At 43.2% G+C, this 16834-nt stretch carries 16 protein-coding genes, 1 tRNA gene and 1 pseudogene; 12 read left to right on the forward strand and 6 right to left on the reverse strand.

The window, feature by feature from the left end; translation table 11 throughout:
- Positions 1–6 precede the first annotated feature (6 nt).
- Positions 7–1038 (forward strand): IS630 family transposase, encoded by a 1032-nt coding sequence (locus tag ACLIIY_RS01175; protein WP_162999012.1) that lies wholly within the window; start codon positions 7–9, stop codon positions 1036–1038.
- Positions 1039–1125: 87 nt separating this feature from the next.
- A pseudogene (locus tag ACLIIY_RS01180) lies at positions 1126–1922 on the forward strand (IS5 family transposase).
- Between the two features lie 56 nt (positions 1923–1978).
- On the opposite strand, the gene ACLIIY_RS01185 reads toward ACLIIY_RS01180, so the two are convergent.
- On the reverse strand, positions 1979–2992 hold the full coding sequence (locus tag ACLIIY_RS01185) for a hypothetical protein (RefSeq protein ID WP_122020040.1): 1014 nt from the start codon (positions 2990–2992) through the stop codon (positions 1979–1981).
- A gap of 404 nt (positions 2993–3396) precedes the next feature.
- Between ACLIIY_RS01185 and ACLIIY_RS01190 the strand changes: the two genes are divergently transcribed.
- A complete protein-coding gene (locus ACLIIY_RS01190; protein ID WP_191116480.1) occupies positions 3397–4065 on the forward strand; it encodes an inovirus Gp2 family protein in 669 nt (222 codons plus the stop codon).
- 96 nt (positions 4066–4161) lie between these two features.
- Here ACLIIY_RS01190 and ACLIIY_RS01195 read toward each other — a convergent pair whose 3' ends face one another.
- From ACLIIY_RS01195 to radC, 4 genes are all read right to left on the reverse strand, one after another.
- Positions 4162–5319 (reverse strand): hypothetical protein, encoded by a 1158-nt coding sequence (locus ACLIIY_RS01195; RefSeq protein ID WP_122020037.1) that lies wholly within the window; start codon positions 5317–5319, stop codon positions 4162–4164.
- Positions 5316–6140 (reverse strand): helix-turn-helix transcriptional regulator, encoded by an 825-nt coding sequence (locus tag ACLIIY_RS01200; protein WP_122020036.1) that lies wholly within the window; start codon positions 6138–6140, stop codon positions 5316–5318. Before ACLIIY_RS01200 ends, ACLIIY_RS01195 begins: the two co-directional genes overlap by 4 nt.
- A gap of 113 nt (positions 6141–6253) precedes the next feature.
- Complete coding sequence (locus ACLIIY_RS01205) at positions 6254–6685, reverse strand: DUF2787 domain-containing protein (protein ID WP_039548379.1); 432 nt, start codon at positions 6683–6685, stop codon at positions 6254–6256.
- Complete coding sequence (gene radC, locus ACLIIY_RS01210) at positions 6682–7155, reverse strand: RadC family protein (RefSeq protein WP_050903229.1); 474 nt, start codon at positions 7153–7155, stop codon at positions 6682–6684. The genes ACLIIY_RS01205 and radC overlap by 4 nt, the downstream gene beginning before the upstream one ends.
- A gap of 145 nt (positions 7156–7300) precedes the next feature.
- On the opposite strand from radC, the gene ACLIIY_RS01215 reads away from it, so the two are divergent.
- The 6 genes from ACLIIY_RS01215 (at position 7301) to ACLIIY_RS01240 (ending at position 10448) form a co-directional block, all read left to right on the forward strand.
- Positions 7301–7477: an AlpA family transcriptional regulator gene (locus tag ACLIIY_RS01215; protein ID WP_025542599.1), complete on the forward strand. Its 177-nt coding sequence runs from the start codon at positions 7301–7303 to the stop codon at positions 7475–7477.
- Positions 7478–7641: 164 nt separating this feature from the next.
- Positions 7642–7866: a hypothetical protein gene (locus tag ACLIIY_RS01220; protein WP_039540862.1), complete on the forward strand. Its 225-nt coding sequence runs from the start codon at positions 7642–7644 to the stop codon at positions 7864–7866.
- An 11-nt stretch (positions 7867–7877) separates the two neighbouring features.
- On the forward strand, positions 7878–8360 hold the full coding sequence (locus ACLIIY_RS01225; protein WP_122020034.1) for a DUF2787 domain-containing protein: 483 nt from the start codon (positions 7878–7880) through the stop codon (positions 8358–8360).
- Positions 8361–8439: 79 nt separating this feature from the next.
- Entirely contained in the window at positions 8440–9342 is a 903-nt protein-coding gene (locus ACLIIY_RS01230; protein WP_224723843.1) for an LPD25 domain-containing protein, read from the forward strand.
- Positions 9343–9515: 173 nt separating this feature from the next.
- A complete protein-coding gene (locus ACLIIY_RS01235) occupies positions 9516–10100 on the forward strand; it encodes a DUF2913 family protein (RefSeq protein ID WP_191116478.1) in 585 nt (194 codons plus the stop codon).
- 9 nt (positions 10101–10109) lie between these two features.
- The gene (locus tag ACLIIY_RS01240) at positions 10110–10448 is read left to right on the forward strand and encodes a hypothetical protein (RefSeq protein ID WP_114867850.1); all 339 of its coding nucleotides are present in this window, start codon (positions 10110–10112) and stop codon (positions 10446–10448) included.
- 584 nt (positions 10449–11032) lie between these two features.
- Here ACLIIY_RS01240 and ACLIIY_RS01245 read toward each other — a convergent pair.
- Positions 11033–11102 (reverse strand) — tRNA-Gly (locus tag ACLIIY_RS01245).
- 350 nt (positions 11103–11452) lie between these two features.
- On the opposite strand from ACLIIY_RS01245, the gene tssI reads away from it, so the two are divergent.
- Genes tssI through ACLIIY_RS01260 form a run of 3 tightly spaced genes read left to right on the forward strand, consistent with a single transcriptional unit; the run spans position 11453 to position 16823 of the window.
- Complete coding sequence (gene tssI / locus ACLIIY_RS01250) at positions 11453–13711, forward strand: type VI secretion system tip protein VgrG (protein WP_191116477.1); 2259 nt, start codon at positions 11453–11455, stop codon at positions 13709–13711.
- The gene (locus ACLIIY_RS01255; RefSeq protein WP_191116476.1) at positions 13693–14280 is read left to right on the forward strand and encodes a DUF4123 domain-containing protein; all 588 of its coding nucleotides are present in this window, start codon (positions 13693–13695) and stop codon (positions 14278–14280) included. Before tssI ends, ACLIIY_RS01255 begins: the two co-directional genes overlap by 19 nt.
- Positions 14280–16823, forward strand: coding sequence for a LysM peptidoglycan-binding domain-containing protein (locus ACLIIY_RS01260; protein ID WP_191116475.1), 2544 nt, complete (start codon positions 14280–14282; stop codon positions 16821–16823). Before ACLIIY_RS01255 ends, ACLIIY_RS01260 begins: the two co-directional genes overlap by 1 nt.
- Positions 16824–16834: the final 11 nt, after the last annotated feature.

The following is a 16834-nucleotide window of genomic DNA, read 5'->3' on the forward strand; positions in this document are numbered from 1 at the left end:
CACACCATGAAAATTGCACTGACTCCTCAACAGAAAATACAACTCGAACAAACACACGATTCGACTCGTGATGGCCGAGTACGTGACCGTATTAAAGCTGTTTTGCTGGCTTCTGAAGGTTGGAGTCAGACCATGATTGCTCAAGCTCTTCGTATCCATGAATCGACCGTTGCACGCCATCTTAGCGACTACGTTCTGTCTGAAAAACTGAAGCCTGAAAATGGTGGAAGTCAAAGCAAACTTTCTGCGGCTCAAACCGTGCAGTTAATCGAGCATTTGACTGAGAAAACCTATTCTCACACGTATCAAATTGTCGTATACGTTAAAGAGACATTTGGACTTGATTACACGGTTTCTGGCATGAACAAATGGCTTCACCATAATGGCTTTAGCTACAAGCAACCTAAAGGCGTTCCACACAAGTTTGATGAAGCAAAACAACAAGCATTCATAGATGCTTATGAGGCGCTAAAGGCAAGCTGTGGCAAGGATGAATCGATAGTCTTTATTGATGCAGTTCACCCTACACTATCAACAAAAATATCTCATGGTTGGATACGAACTGGTCAGGATAAAGTGATTGAAACAACGGGCAATCGCAGCCGATTGAACATTATTGGCGCACTGAACTTGTCGGATATCGGTGCAACCATTACACAAGATTATGAGAGCATTAATAGTGAAACAGTTGTTCGTTTCTTCTGTAAGTTAAGAGAAAGTTACCCGTTAGCTCATAAACTCCATATCATCTTGGATGGTGCGGGATATCACCGTAGTGACCTAGTTAAAGATGCGGCGTTTGTCCTGAATATTGAACTGCATTTCCTTCCGCCTTACAGTCCAAATCTCAACCCAATAGAGCGACTATGGAAAGTCATAAACGAGAAGTCGAGGAACAACGTTTACTACAAAAGAAAGCGGGATTTCAAGGCTGCGATAGAGCAATTTTTTGCTGTGACTCTTCCAGAGCTCGCAGGCTCTTTGGCATCGAGAATTAATGATAATTTTCAGGTTCTCAAGCCTGCATCTTCAAGTTGATTGGGTATATTTATTAGTAATTAAATTAAGAACCTATCTCAATAGGTGTTGTCTGAGTTAAATCGACACATATTGAAAACACTGTAAATGAGTTCAGCGCAATACCTAATCTCCGATGCTCTTTGGGCAAAAATTGAGCCGCTTTTACCAATCCACAAGACGAACCATCCTCTAGGAACACATCGAAAGAGAGTCGATAATCGTGATGCTATGAACGGCATCCTCTTTGTTCTCAGAACTGGTTGTCAGTGGAATGCGCTTAACGCGACAGGTATTTGTTCCTCTAGCTCTGCACATCGTCGTTTTCAAGAGTGGCGAGATGCAGGAGTCTTTGAGCGATTTTGGCAAAATGGCCTGATTTACGAAGGGGTTGATTGGAGTTCCATATCAATGGACGGGAGCCAAACTAAAGCACCTTTAGCTGGCTCAAAAAAACAGGTAAGAACCCAACAGACCGTGCGAAACAAGGCGTAAAACGCAGTTTGTTGACGGATGCGAATGGATTGCCACTGGCTGTTGTTAGCGATGGCGCAAACGTCCACGACATTAAGCTGGTACTTCAAACATTAGATGCACTAGAGTGTTATCGGCCGCCGCTGAAAGTACCTTTGTACCTAGACAAAGGTTATACAGGCCAGTGGTTACATGATGAACTGGTTGCTTTGAACTACATTCCCCATGTTCAATCACGTGCTGAAGAGGCCGCGAGCTTGAAGCAATCGGATGATTTTAAGGCTCATCGTTGAGTTGTGGAGCGAACTCATAGCTGGCTAAACCGTTATCGTAGATTGCTTGTTCGCTGGGAAAAGAAAATCGAAAACTACGAGGCCATGTTGCATTTTGCTTGTGGCCTCATTGTTTGGAATAAATCCCTTTTGGGATAGGTTCTAAGTTCTATATTTTTTTCTATTAGTTATTTACGAGTTGCTCGGTTACCAGTTTAAATTGTTTTATTTTTAGATAATGAATTGTTTGACTTTTTAAACAACCTTTCATGCTCTTGGTCGATGATTTTCTGTAACGTAATGCTGATATTGCTATAGCTATGATTGACTATTTGGTCTAGCTTATTCTTTGTCTCAGGTAGCATAGTCGTCGAAAAAGAAACCTTTCCATTGTGTCGGTTTTTCTTGCTGCTCCACTTCTTGCTTATTTTAGAAATAATTGCTTGTTGTTCAAGATTAGAATTCAGGAGATCTAAAATTGCTTGAGATAACGCAGTTGAGTCATTAACTGTGCAGTGTTCAAAGATTGAAATTTCTTTATCTATATCATCTATCTTGATTAATTCATCATAGAAGAATTGGGTCTTTTTAAATAACTCATCCTTATTTTTGCATTTGGTTATGAATTGTTCAAATTTTTTGTTTGCAAAAACTCGCAGCCATTCATCATGTAAATCTCTTAAATAATCATCTATAACATTAAATAACAAACACTTATCGTTTATAAAATTAATGACTTGATCTAACTTACAATCTAACTTGTTACTTTTTTTATTGAAATAATCATTTGCTTCTTTGCTAATTATTAAGTCTGGCAATCGATTGATTTTATCCTCGTTCCTTTCATAGAAATCATTCTCATACAAAACGCCCTCTAGGTAATTAATTTCATGATCAAAGTTAATTTGTATATATCCCCAAAGCCAATTAATTGCTCTTGATGATTGTTGTAGATTATTTGGATTAATGTCAAATAAATCTAGTACTTTGTCTCTTGTGTTATTTTTTATTAAAAAAGAATTAACTTCAGTGATTGTTATTTTTTTATCGTCTGTTAACCATTTATTGTATCGAATAAATTTATTCATGAATTTGTTTGAATTATCAACTAGAAGATTGATGGATCTATTTCTTCCTTCGTCAGTGTAAGAGTTGCTTTTAATATAAATAAAATGTGTAGCATTAATAATGTCGATGTTTTGTTTTATTTTTATCTCTTGAACTGCCATGAGTCATTCACCTTGTTGTTAATTTTATGTTGCAAAATGTGCTGGTTATACTATGGTTATATGCGAAAGATAGTGCAAGTATTTGTGAGGTATTTGTTCAGAATTTGTGATGCTTTTTCACAGATTTATAAGCTGCTTACAATCGGTTTTCTTAGGTTTTATAGTGATGTGTCATCACTTTCTATGACTCTAACTTCCGAGTTGATGAACAGTGTAAGCCCTTTTCATTTACTACCTTCACTGAAAGAAACCCTGTCGGTAATGTTTAATATATATCACTACCTATATCTACCTATCACGACTCATCTATACCGATATCTACTATATCTCTAAGATAACAACTCATTGGGTATCTACTAAAAAATAACAGAGCTCTCTCCTCTATGAACAAAAGGAGAACTCACATGACAAACCGTAAAAACAAACTACTTAAACAAAAAGAATTCAAAGGAATAAATTTAACGTCTAGAGAAAATGAATTGTTAGAGGATAGAGTAAACAAGATTTATGAAGTACTAGTTCAAGCTACAAACAGCTTTCCTAGAACGTTTGCTTTTAGAGTGGATCTTAGATTTCCTCATAGTTATAAGTTTGGTGAGACATTCCCTTATATGAAGAAATTCTTTGGTTCTTTAGAAAGCCAAATAACAGAAGAATTAAAAAGAAGAAAACGGAGGTTTAGCTCTGTTAGTGAAGAGAGGCTTCGATATGTATGGTGTAAAGAAATCGATAAATCAAAGAATCCACACTATCATCTGGTGATTTTCCTCAACAAAGATAACTTCCAAAGTTTAGGCGATTTTAAACGAGTGATTAGAGATGAGCGAAAATGTAAGCACTTATACCAAATGTTATTATGTGCTTGGTCACGAGTATTAGGTATTGAACTTGAAGAGGCTCATAAAGCGGTATACATACCAGAAAATGCAACTTATATAGTTCAGACTTTTGAGGGAGAAGTGGTAGCAGGAAATGAAGTATTCACAAAGTTGTTTAATCGTTCTGTTTATTTAGCTAAAGCACGTACTCAATCAATAGGGGTGTCTAGGAGTTTTGGCAGAAGTAGTAAATAATTTATCGTATATTATGACGAGTGTGCATACAGCAGTAGATAATGATGTGTTGGGTGTGAAAAAAGAAAGGAGCCTAAGCCCCTTTCTTTTTATCTATCAGTTATTCTTAACGATTGTTACACATGCTTTCCATGGAAAGTTAGCAGGTGCAGGTTTTACTGTATTAACCGTAACGCAGTCTTCGAATGACTGACCTTCGAAGTCTACATCTGTTAGGCGATACCAAATATTAACGCCAGTATCAGTGTATTTAATATCTGCGATTTCACCGTGCTGGAATTCACCTGTCACTTCGAACGTCATCGGGCGACCTTGGTAGTCGATAGCCCATGCACCAGCTGGACGTAGTCCTCCGATTTCATCAGAGCCGATATTAACACCTGAAGTGTAGCGGAACACAGGTAGGTCTTTGCTAGGCAGTACGCCATCACCATCAACATCGATAAAGTAATCGATGTGTGGAATATCGAACTCAAGACCGTTATCAGCGAAATACTTTTGGGTGTTTTCATAAGCGTCAGTTTTGTACAGTGCAAGACTGTACTTGGTTAGTGTTTGTTTCATTTCTTCAAACTGGACCGACTCAGGCTCTAACAACACCTGACCAATTTCATCAATTTGTTCCTCTAACGTGAGTCCGTTATCGGTAGCCATTTTTAAAGTACTGGTAGAGATCACCAGTAGTAGCGTACTGGTATCGCCAGAATTAGATAGGTTGGTGTTGTAGAAGTTAATATGACCTGACCATTGTTCAGGGGCATAGCTGTAAAGTTTCATCAAATCTGACGTTGCTTTGTCTACCGCTTCGTTAAACTCAGTGCCAGCTTGTACTTGTGCCATGACAGATTGCTTCATCGCGGCAGTTGCAACGTTGAAGTTCACTTGTGTGGTTGCATTCATATCGACGAATGCACTCATACTCATCTGTTCGTCAGCATGGTTTGTTAGTTCGTTAAAGTAATAGCCGTGGGCAACGAGCTCAGTATACGGAGTGCTAAATCGCTCTTTCACGCTGTAGTTACCTTCATAATCTTCGATTTGAGTTGTGTAGCTGCGACCAGTTGGCTGGAGGTCTTGATTAAGTTCGTTGATGGTTACAACAGAGCCCGGCTGTAGAGGACCTTTCTGAACAGCACCACTAAATTGATACTGCTGACCAGAACCACTGTTATGTCCGTCTGATGAGCCTCCACACCCTGTTAAGGCGACAGGTACAACAAGCGCGGTGGCAAGTAAGGTTTTAGATAGGTTCATTCTATTTCTCCATAATGAGTGTAAGAGGGTGGTATCGTGTTGAGTTCAACGTGAATGTCAGTCACATCAAATAGTTGCTGAACGTCCAAAGACAGTAGCGTTGCGTCGGTTTGGAGATCGAAGCGAAAGCTCGACATCGTGGCTTCATGGATGTTGCTTAGGGCGAGGGTGTTTAGTTTGGTATGTGCGTGTTTACGCCAAATGAGATAAGCGTTTCCGTGATGAAGTACAAGACCGACTGGTTGAACGTTAGTTAGATGTAGATTCTGGTCACCGTCGTTTATCTTTAATGAGATAAGACGTTGCTGAAGCGTCGCCAAACAAACAATTTGGAATACACCAACGTTAATGTATAGCGGCTCACCGCTCATCGCAGTGTCAGTAACATGCACTTTGGATGACCAATGACTTTGAATGTCTTTTATGTTTTCAGGTGCAATACCTGAGAGAAAGTTATCCAGTAGAGAAGTAAGGCTGTTAGGCAGTTGATGTTTGGTTGACTCGATTAACCAATAGAGCAGCACTGCTTCATGAGCAGTGGTACTCAATGCAAGCGTTTCGGCTTTTTGGTAACCAAAAGGTTTATCGCGGTCATCTATCATGACATCTGGAAACATGGCACAAATAGCGGACAGATTGCGTTGGATAGTACGTAAGGAGCGCTCTAAACCAAGCGGTGAAAGTTGAGCTTGGATTTGTTTCGCGGTGATTTTCTTATTGTATGGAATAAGGTTGTAAATCGCCAAGATAAGCTCAAGGTGGTACTGAGTTTGGTTAGGTTGCGTCATGGTAAGCTCAACGAGGTTCGTTCTGTTGGGCATGACGATATCAAAAAGGTGCGACAAAGCCTGTCGTATCAATGTCTTAGGCTAAATTGCTGCGACGAGCTCTATCGCACTTGCGTCATGATGTGTCGTAATGAAGGGGAAGAAGGTCACTTTCCAACGATAGATAAATGGATCTCATCAAAAACTACTTTTGAAAGGTGACGAGCGAACGTTTTCATCCATATCTGCAAAAGATCTAGAACCTCTGGATGGTTAAGGTTAGCTGAGCCAGTATCCGGTTGGTAACACCAACCATTTGCTAAATGGAAATAAAGCTCAGGCTCTACTGAGTGCGCGCCTTCAAATGGGTAAGAAAAGCTAGCAAAGAAGACAACTTGCCAAGGCTCTGAACTTGAAGCGCGTTTGAACTGCACTTCAACAGGATGTATTCCTTGACCATTCCGATAATAGTTCAGTTGACGACAATTCAAGACTAGCCGCTTTGCCTCATCGGATAAGTTGTAACGCGTGAACAACGCTTCTAGTTGTTGATGAAGTTGAGGTACTAACGAAACGTCCCCATAAGTTGAATTGATCATAACCATCCCTTCTCTGCAAAAGAGACACTGCTTTCTCCAACCACAATGTGATCCAGAACCCTGACATCCACCAGCGCTAAAGTATCGACAAGCTTACGTGTAATGCGTTTATCTGCTTGAGATGGCGATGGGTCACCGGATGGATGGTTGTGCGCCAGAATGACGGCGGCTGCGTTGCTCTCTAAGACGGTTTTGACAACCTCACGTGGATAAATACTGGCAGAGTCAATGGTTCCTTTGAAGAGCGGCTTGAACTCAATGACGCGGTGCTGACTATCAAGCAATAGTAGCGCAAATACTTCGTGTTCTGCGCTGGCTAATTTGAATCGAACATACTCTTTTGTTGCATCCGGATTACAAAGGGCATCGCCGCGGACATAGCGGTTAGCTAGGATTTCGGCGGCATGCTCTAGGATTTCATTTTCTTGGTATTTCTGTTGTTTTTGGTAGTGAAGGTTATCGGTCGACATAGGTCCTCCAAGAGTGAAACGATAGGAACTTCACTAAGAGGACATATATCTGAAAGTGATTGATTTGATGGGAGAGAAAGAGCTCTGAACGTTTTTTCTAACACACTGCGTTATCCCATGGGTAAAAGAAATAGGAGTCAATCCCATGAGATTTTTAAAGCTGAAAGAAGTAATGGAAAAGACCGCACTGAGTCGCTCGGCCATCTATAGAAAAATGAGCGAAGATGCTTTCCCTAAATCAGTCAATTTAGGTGATCGCGCAGTAGCGTGGGTAGAAAGTGAAGTCGACGATTGGATGGAAAGCATTCTATTGACACGTTGAGGTGAGGGAAGTCAGCTACTTTGATTTGAGCTATTTATGAATATATATTATCTAGATGTGCAAACTTCTCTTACAAGAAAGAGAGAAGCTCAACATTATGTTATTTCACAGAAGGGGTTGCCGATGGCAACCCCTTTTTAATGCTCAATGATAAAGGAGTTTTTATGTCTTGGTATCAAACAGTTGGTAAAGCGGTCGCTGGTACAGCAAGCGTAGCAGGAGTGATCACCGCAGCCCCAGTATTTGGTGCAATTGGAACCATAACCGCTGGCGGTATTGTTGTGTCTGCTTTTGTTGGCACATCCGCAGCGTTAATCGATAAAGCGGTGCAATCGACACGCACACCACATCCCATGGTGACATCGAATGAATACTCTGACGACCAATAGGAGGACTCATTATGTCCAAACAATCTTCAATCCGAACTCAAATAGGTTTCCTCACTCATCGTATTTCAGGCAAAGCGTTTCCAGTATCGGACCGCTTAGCGACATGCCTTGTCAAGACACTCGCATCTTATATCACGCTTAAGGGAGAAGTTGCAGAGTCCTTACTCTCTAGTCATCGCGTGGTATTTAACTTTCGTAACAAAAACTACAGTGCGGAAGGAGGCGGTTTTCGCCCTGTTGAAATCTGTTTGCTTCGAAGCGCTGATGGCGATTGGCAATACCAATACGTGACCGAGTTTGCTTATATTGGCAATTATTATCCGGAGTTAGAAAAAGCACTGGATTTTGATTTCCACAGTTGCGGAGCGTATTCGTGCGGTATTCCTATGCGAAACCAACAAGAGGCAAATGAACTTTATCAATTGTGGGAGCATAACTTTTTGGCGTATTTTGAAATGGACGCTTACGACGATATCAGCATAACGTCAGCTTAAGTACTGGCTCTTTTTCATCGATTTAACCGTGACACAACGTCACGGTTTTTTTATGCCCGGACATCAAGGGAGCTTTATTTTGAATACATCTATAGAAGCGTCGAGAACGCAAGAGAAAATCAAACCGATATCGGTCAAGGTGCATTGGTCAGAATCGCATGAGTTTGATGAAGACACCCACTATGACTTTATGGACTTTGAGCGCAAAGCCTTAGAGGTCGCCAAGACCAATCCACGAGGTGGTTACGATAAAACAAAAGTCACGGTGCTTTTTGATAATGAAGACCGTTACGAATGCCGCTTAGATTTAGGCTGTGGTGGTAATGATGCTGGATTTGCGTCGCACTGCCTTAATATGCTGGCTTACTATCTACGCCACCAACACGACGTAGATAAACCGTGGTTGCACGACCAGCACCACCTGTCGCTCATTGAAGCCATTCAAAACTACGAGTTCGATACGGCGTTTGTAGAAAATGCCAAACAAGACCTTGAACAAGCAGAAATGAACGCTAAAGCCGAAGATGAAGCCAAAGCGCAAGCAGAGCAACAAGAATGGGAGCGACAAAACAGAGAGCATCAAGAGAAGGAGAAAGCGTTTCAAGCATCACTGACTATTCCACCGTGGGCAAAGGCGGTCATTGTCGCCACCTACACGGATTACGATGCAGAAAATAGTGACCCGTACTCAGGCTACCACGTAACCAAGACTGTCAGAACCTTGATACTGGCGTGGTCCAAACACACTCGTAATTTGTTTCCTGAACTTCGTAAGGCGTGCTTGAATCATCCATCCACCGCTTTTCTTAATCATCCAGAGCAAAGCAATGAACACCGTGAAACGCATTGGTCAGGCGATGGTTACTACCTGACGGACATTAAATACCTTCGCTATGGTTGGTCAGTTCGAAAGCGTGTCTTTTATAACGAAGCGCAGAAAGCGAAGTATGTGCCATTGGGTGAGTTGGTTGTACCTGATTAGTCAGCGATTGAGGTGAAGCGCTTTATGCTTCACCTCAAGTCGTATTATTTTTTTGTCGAAATATAGCTATCATATCCACGTTTTACCCCGTCTATTGCTTGAATTGATTGCCCTTGAAATTCGAAAAGCCCCTCCCCATATGGTGGGTATCACTTACAGACTAAAAAACATCCATGCAAATCAAACGAGATTTTGATTATTACTACAACTTACATCATGTGGTGACCCACTCTTTGCTTCACTTGCTTTGTAAAGTCTCTGCGACCGAGCGCTATGTTCCAGTGACGACTCGAAATGATATTCTCATTAAGTTCTTGAAGCCTAAGCTAACGGATAAATCGCTTGCCAATGTAAAGAAAGACATCAAATTGATGCTTAATGTGGCGAGAAGAAAAGGAGGGAACTTAGAAATGAAATTGCATGAACTTAACTCTCAAGCGAATAAAACGAAGCTCGTTGGGGCAGAAAAACTCTACAACTTACTGGTTTATCTCTACGATGCTGAAGGGATTGAATCTCGTTTATTCGATGAGGGGATGGAAGCGGAGGCGGGCATCCTATATATGCTTGATGAGCAAATAGAATACGGCTTTGATGAAAGTCATAAACAAGTTACACCTCTCTCTATGCTTATCCAGCTAGAAAGGGCTTCAGAGCTCATTGATGTGATTAATCAACATGGTTTTTTTGTCGCAGAGATGAAAGAGTGGAATTTAGATACACACCAAGCGCATATCTTGGTACATCCAGTTAAGTAAATCGCAGAAATGCCTTTTGATGAAAAGCATAGAGCTCAGCAGTTTTTAATAAAAGCGCAAGCTAAATACGGTGACCTGTACGATTACTCTCAGGTTGAGTATGTAAACAAAACCACTCACGTCAAGATTGGTTGTTCAAAGCATGGTGTATTCTACTCTTCGCCGAAAAATTTTCTCGCTACAGTGAAGAAAATAGGGTGCCCCTATTGTAGCCGTGAAAAACGGTTTCAATATGAAATGAAGGACAATACACCAGCAAAAGAAACAAAAGGGTGTGAAACGGATCATTTTAATGTGCGTGGAGGTACAAAGAAGTATCCACATTTATTACTCAAAGTGTTTAATTGATAAAAGCTATTTATAACAAGCTTTGCGATTGACTTCACATGCCCAACTTTAAATGTGCTCTCTGATGGTGGCAAGATATTGACTTGGTATGCCATATCATCGGTTAGGTCAGTAATGCCCAAGTATAATGAATCACAGATAAAGCTCCGTATTGAACGAGTCCTACAACGATATCCAACTTCAACATCACAAGACGTACGACAGCGTTTAATGCTTACTGTAAAACCGAGCTATCTATACTCTTATTTTGTCCCATTTTACGAGAGCGGGCGAATTGATGACCGTGCAGATATTCAACGAGCAATAAGAGCTATGATGAAAGAACATTTAGGGTTTAGTGTGATAGCGCAAAAGTTGGCTAGTGGACGTTATAATTTTTTGCAAGTGGAGCAAGCTTTGAGGCTTCTTCAAGCGGAATTTGACCATGTGGCGCAAACTAAGCGTTGTAAAGTAGCTCGCTTCGGTTCAGAGCGACCAATAGATGAACATCATCAATCTCAAGTTGTTATGTATTTACAAAAGAAAGGGCACCGATTAACGGATATCTGGAGTGTGCTGAGAGATGAGCGTTTTGAATTTGGAACTGGAGCGTACAGCGGGAACCCGCATCATCAGCTTGGAAGGCTGAGGTAATAGCCATTATACGATGTACGCGATGCTAATGTATCTTCCTTGAAGAACAATGTGGTGTCTAGTGCTTTTTACGTTCGATGCCTTTTTGTTGCTTCAGATGTCTCGCTACAAAGATTTAATGTGAATAACTTCTCATAATGAGAGCAAGCGAAAATTAAGTCGCCGCTCTTATCACTAATGCATCCTTTCTTTATTGAATGCCGACAATCAATATAAGTCTGTGTTTAGATAAATAGCCTCTTTGAAAGGGCGTTTATCCTGTCAGTTCGTCACGATGCCCTTGCTGCATTACCTTGATACAGTTTGACTATTTAACGTGTGGCGGTGAACCTTTTCCGCTCAATTCCTCGTTGTCATAAGAGCCGAATGGTATGGTTAATGATGTAAATTTCACCTTTGATGTTTCTGGGTTCTCCGGTGCATTTAAAGTCGAAAGCTTTCGAATAACAGAGACAATCTCTTCTCCCTTTGAAATGAATCTGACGGTATTGTCCGATGATGATGCCATTACATTTGATATGTTAAGCCGAAAAATGGGTGTTCTGAGCTTGTTTGGTCAAGGTGTGGGGACTGCTCGTCAGTTTAACGGCAGTATCTCTGAGCTTCGCTATTTAGGTTCTGGTCGCCGCTTCTCGCGCTATCATATTACCTTGGTTCCGCACCTTTGGTTTCTCACTCAACGGCAAGACTGTCGCATCTTCCAGATGCAAAACGCTCCCGACATCATTCGTCAGGTTTTTGATGATGCAGGCATGAGCGATTACCGCTTTGAACTGTCAGAGCAATATGAAGCGAAAGAGTACGTTCTTCAATACCGTGAGAATGACCAGCACTTTGTGCAGCGATTAATGGCAGAGCATGGCCTTTGGTACTATTTCGAACATAGCGACGCTGGACATTCCATGGTCATTGTCGATAGCAACGATGCGATACCAGAGCTTATCAGCTCGCCTATTAACGCTTCGTACCTAGGGCCAGTGATTTATCACACTCAAGGTGGTGGCACGCCAGACCGAGAGCATATTTTCGACCTTGAGCAAATCCATCGTACTCGTACTGGCATCGTCAGTTATGGCGATTACAACTATCTCACACCGAAAATCCCACAAGGAAAAAGTGCGGATGAAGGCCCGAACTTTGATTTGCAGCGCTACGACTATCTTGGTCGTTACACAACGCCAGAATTAGGTCAGCAGCGTGTAACAGAGTGGATGTCCGAATACACAGTGGACAGCCATCAGATTGAAGCTGCGAGCGATATCATGCGTCTTACTTCAGGCTACAGCTTCGATATCAGCCAGCACCCTCGTTCCAACATCAACCGTGATTACCTCATGTTGACGGTGATGCACACGGGCTTTAACCCTCGTGTACACGAAGAAGAGTCGAGCGATGAGCCTACGACTTATCACAATCAGTTTGTCTGCTTACCACGAGATGTGACATTCCGTGCACCTAAAATGGCGTCACCTGTCGTTGATGGTCCTCAAACTGCCGTTGTGGTTGGTCCTGCGGGTGAAGAAATCTACACCGATGAATATGGCCGCATCAAAGTTCAGTTCCATTGGGACCGCTACGCACAAAGCGATGAGCATAGCTCATGTTGGCTACGTGTCAGTCAGTCAATGGCAGCACCAAACTGGGGCGCTGTTTATTTGCCGCGCATTGGTCATGAAGTGATCGTGACCTTCCTAGAAGGCGACCCAGACCGTCCACTGGTGACGGGTGCGGTGTACAACGGTTTACACACGCCACCATACCCGCTACCAGAGAATAAAACGCGCACTGTGTTTAGAACCCAAAGCCATAAGGCTGAAGGTTACAACGAAATGTACTTTGAGGATGAGAGTGACCAAGAAGAGGTTCACTTCCGTGCTCAAAAAGATATGAAGACCAAAGTGCTCAATAACCGTTACCGAGATATCGGTAATGATGAAGAGTTAAAAGTCGGCAACAACCAAGAAAACAACATCTTAGGCGACCGTAAAGAAGTCATTGATGGGCATAAAACTTCCATTACCAAGCAGACCTTTATGGAGCGAGTTGAGAAAGACGTTCACGTTACTTACAACGCCAACGAATCCGAGAAAATAGCCAACAACCGAGACTTGTACATTGACGAAAATCGTCAGACCTTGATTGGTAAAGACGATTCATTGGACGTAGGTCAAGACCAAAATACGGTTATAAAAGCATCGCGCTCCATCGATGTGGGCGCAGACGACACACACAGTGTCGGTAATCACCTCAGTGTCGAAGTCAACGGTAATACCTCTACCCGCTCTGATGGCGAAACAGCGGTGGTCTCTGCGGATGAAATCAAGGTGCAAGTTGGAGCTTCCAGCCTCGTACTCAAAAGCAGTGGCAACATCCATTTTAACGGCACCTCAATCACGATTGATGGTGCAAGTAACGTTACCGCTACGGGTGGCAAGGTAGACATCAATCCGGGCGGCGCGGCAAACGGCAACAGCAACGTTTCCACAAGAAGGCCAAAGAAACCATCGTTGGCGATGAAAGCGATGCCTGTGATGTCACCAGCGGCGTATACCGGATTGGTTGAAGACGGCACGTTACTGCAAGAAATTTGTGATTGTGGGAGTGGAAGAACATGCCAACTGCACAGCTAAACCCAGAATGGGGCATTCAACTTAACAAGCCGCTATTTCCATCCGCGGATGAAAAGCTTTATGTACTGCTTGAACCTACGTTGTGGTCGGACTGGGAGGAAACCCTATCGGAAGGCGAAAGTGTTCCACTTTTTGCCAACACTCGATTCGCTGCCTTGGGTAATGGGCCGGTATTGGCGGAGGTTGTCAGTAAACAAACACTCGAAAGCGTTAAAAGCCACCTAGAAATGACGCCTTCAGGCTCTCTTCTCTTTACCCCTAGCTCGATGGATATGGCGAGTGTGGCCGAGTCCTTGCGCCGACGACTTGTCGTGCAGTATGGTAAGACACAGGCGATGATGCGTTTTTATGAACCTCGCAAACTGGTCTCCCTCATCGGGTCAATGACATCCCATCAAAGGCAGCAGTTCTTTCCATCGTTGACTCGTATCCAATGGTTTGACCGCGATTGGCTAGACGCCTCCTGGCACACACCAGAGCAGAGCACACCATCCATTTGGGATTTAACGTCGTCGCAAACTCAACTCATGAACTTAATCTCAGCCCATTGGCAAGGAGTAAACGCCTAATGAGCCAAATTTACACTATCAAATCCGGTGACACATTGCTACAAATTGCGATTGAGCAAGAGGTGGACTTCACGACATTGCTTGAACTGAATCCTCAATATCAAGCGAACCCTGATTTTATTCGTATCGGTGAGGCGCTTATCTTGCCGGATGAATCGGCGGTTGAACCTGTTGAGCCTACCTACCCAGTAGAACCTGTATCAGCGATGCGTCCGTGCTCTAACGACGGCACATTGTTTGCGCCTCCGCTGTGTAAGAAGGGAGAGAGTGTTTATGATGTGGTCTTTATTACAGGCGATGGTCCGCTGGAATATTATTTATTAGACGAGAAAGCCAGCAATCAGCTAGAGCATGAAGCAAAGGAAACCGACCGCTTAGTCGAAAGCTATAAAGTGTTGCTAAGCTCTGCCCCTAGCGATAAAGAGGCGACCCGAGAAGCACTTGAGCAACATACCTTGAAGAGAACTGCGTGGTTTGAAGATGCCATGCACGCGGGTATTTTCGGTGATAACAGCCGCCCTTTAAGCCCAGCTTCACAACGTGCCGCCGCCATGAGAGCAGCGCAGCCCAAGCCAAACCCGAACCTCGATTTAACTCAAGACAGACTCACTTCACTGCAACAGCGAAAAGCTTTTGTAGAGCAATACCGCTACCGTTGGCTTGAAGAAACCTCGATGGAAACACTGAGAAAAGAAACCCTTCGTCAGTTAGACCGTAAAATTGATGAATTCAAAAAGCTAGAAACGAAAGCAAAACCCAAAGAAGAAAGTCCAACCAAACTTGGCATTGAGGCGAACAATTTCACCAATGATAAAACTCAGCTTGTGACACAAAAGGCCAAGCGCCATGTTGTTGAAGCCTACTCCATCAACCAAGGTCGTTACGTGTACATTCGTCACGCCTTTTTTGAACGAGAAAAGCCACGTTGGAGCCAGTCTTACCATCACAGTAATGCCCACGCGGCGCTCAAGCGAGGGGACTTAAATCGTCTGAGTCAGGAGATTGCGAAAGACATCAAAGAGAGCACCAAAGAGTTTAAGGTCGAAGCGAAGTTTGCCGAATGGAAAGCAGACGGCGGTAAATTCCACGAATGGAAGTCCACTCAGAAATACTTAACGGAAAGTGGTGAAACACGATTTGCGATTAGCCCAGAAGCGCAGTTGCTTCGCTGGGGTGCTCAGGTCAGTGTTGCGACCGTGTTTGAACCCACGAACGGGCGAGTCGACATCGGTATTGGCACAGAGGCCAGTGTATCGCTCGCAGAAGCCAAAGTCGAAGCCAATCTTTACCTTCCGTACGAGAAAGGTTGGCACATCCGACTCACTTACCTCGATGCAAATAAAAAAACGGCGACTTATTCATTTGGTCGCTTCCGTTTTGTCGGCAAAGTTGCCATTGGCTGCTTTACTGGTGCAATGGCGGAAGGCAGAGCAAGCGTTGCAGTGGGTGCGCGTCAACAAAGCAGAGAGGTCAATGAATATGGCGAGAGCGTTGGCGTCATGTATTCACCGAAAGTGAACCTTGCCCAAGGGGCTAAAGGTGACGTCGGTTTTAAGGTACAAGGGTTTGCGGGAATGCAGGCCAATGGTCAGTTAGTGGGTGGCGTTGAGTGGCTACCACCTAAAAATGCCTCTTCCTCAACAGATGAGCCGGAAGGTGGTAAAAAGGAAAGCAAAGAAACGGAGTTTCAAGCATTAGCCGAAGTTAAACCAGAGGGTAATATTGCGTGGGGTGTGGGCGTCAACGCTGAGTTTCAACTGGCTCTAGAGGGCGGTAAATTTTATGTCAAATGCTCAGGTCAAATTGTTTGTGGTTTTGGTGCTGGCGGCGGTTTTGGTGCGATGTTAGACACGACCCAACTCTGGGCATTGACCAAAATCATATTGCAAGGATTGCAGTATGTTGATTATCGGATGCTTAACAATATTAACCCGCTTGCTTACGAATATTTGGTGAACTCAACACTGGTTGCATTTGCTAGAGACTTGATTGCAGACCCGATACAGTCTTTTGAAGATGTCATTTTTGCGGGTGAAGAGCGTGTGGCTCGCTGGAAACGTGAATTTGAGTCTCTAAATGAGCGTCAACAACAAGCCACTGCACTGGCTAATCGTATTCTTGATGAATCGACCTTGTCAGGAGTGCCATTTGAGCAACTCCTGCCTGAGGCCATTGGAATTATGCTTGATGTATTGGTAGAGGAATTTCCTCTGAGTTTTAATGAACAGCAAGAGAGTGCGATACATAAATTGCTGTGTAAAAGCACTTACAGTTGGCACAAGTTTGAAGAGATTTTGCAACGCATGAACCCAGATGGGCATGCTATTGCTGGTGAGAAAGCGATGTTTGATAACCTTGCGCGCATTAATGCGATTTTGGACAACATCCAGCAGCATGACTTTAACTTGTGGGTGACGCAGCTAGCAGAGAAAAATAAACTGGATGCTACCAGCAAGCCTTACACGCCGTTAAGTGGTGAGGCACTTGCACGCAAGAAAGCCCAAATTACCGCACCTAGCGATGAATACATGCCGTATCAATAAACCTAACGAGA

It is taken from the genome of Vibrio sp. K4, from assembly GCF_051122595.1.
In the GTDB taxonomy this organism is placed as follows: Bacteria; Pseudomonadota; Gammaproteobacteria; order Enterobacterales; family Vibrionaceae; genus Vibrio; species Vibrio owensii.

What these genes read in the sequence shown, in the direction of transcription:
- ACLIIY_RS01175 (WP_162999012.1), top strand. Translation starts at nt 7, where the DNA reads ATGAAAATTGCACTGACTCCTCAACAGAAAATACAACTCGAACAAACA.
- ACLIIY_RS01185 (WP_122020040.1), bottom strand. Translation starts at nt 2,992, where the DNA reads ATGGCAGTTCAAGAGATAAAAATAAAACAAAACATCGACATTATTAAT.
- ACLIIY_RS01190 (WP_191116480.1), top strand. Translation starts at nt 3,397, where the DNA reads ATGACAAACCGTAAAAACAAACTACTTAAACAAAAAGAATTCAAAGGA.
- ACLIIY_RS01195 (WP_122020037.1), bottom strand. Translation starts at nt 5,319, where the DNA reads ATGAACCTATCTAAAACCTTACTTGCCACCGCGCTTGTTGTACCTGTC.
- ACLIIY_RS01200 (WP_122020036.1), bottom strand. Translation starts at nt 6,140, where the DNA reads ATGCCCAACAGAACGAACCTCGTTGAGCTTACCATGACGCAACCTAAC.
- ACLIIY_RS01205 (WP_039548379.1), bottom strand. Translation starts at nt 6,685, where the DNA reads ATGATCAATTCAACTTATGGGGACGTTTCGTTAGTACCTCAACTTCAT.
- radC (WP_050903229.1), bottom strand. Translation starts at nt 7,155, where the DNA reads ATGTCGACCGATAACCTTCACTACCAAAAACAACAGAAATACCAAGAA.
- ACLIIY_RS01215 (WP_025542599.1), top strand. Translation starts at nt 7,301, where the DNA reads ATGAGATTTTTAAAGCTGAAAGAAGTAATGGAAAAGACCGCACTGAGT.
- ACLIIY_RS01220 (WP_039540862.1), top strand. Translation starts at nt 7,642, where the DNA reads ATGTCTTGGTATCAAACAGTTGGTAAAGCGGTCGCTGGTACAGCAAGC.
- ACLIIY_RS01225 (WP_122020034.1), top strand. Translation starts at nt 7,878, where the DNA reads ATGTCCAAACAATCTTCAATCCGAACTCAAATAGGTTTCCTCACTCAT.
- ACLIIY_RS01235 (WP_191116478.1), top strand. Translation starts at nt 9,516, where the DNA reads ATGCAAATCAAACGAGATTTTGATTATTACTACAACTTACATCATGTG.
- ACLIIY_RS01240 (WP_114867850.1), top strand. Translation starts at nt 10,110, where the DNA reads ATGCCTTTTGATGAAAAGCATAGAGCTCAGCAGTTTTTAATAAAAGCG.
- tssI (WP_191116477.1), top strand. Translation starts at nt 11,453, where the DNA reads ATGGTTAATGATGTAAATTTCACCTTTGATGTTTCTGGGTTCTCCGGT.
- ACLIIY_RS01255 (WP_191116476.1), top strand. Translation starts at nt 13,693, where the DNA reads ATGCCAACTGCACAGCTAAACCCAGAATGGGGCATTCAACTTAACAAG.
- ACLIIY_RS01260 (WP_191116475.1), top strand. Translation starts at nt 14,280, where the DNA reads ATGAGCCAAATTTACACTATCAAATCCGGTGACACATTGCTACAAATT.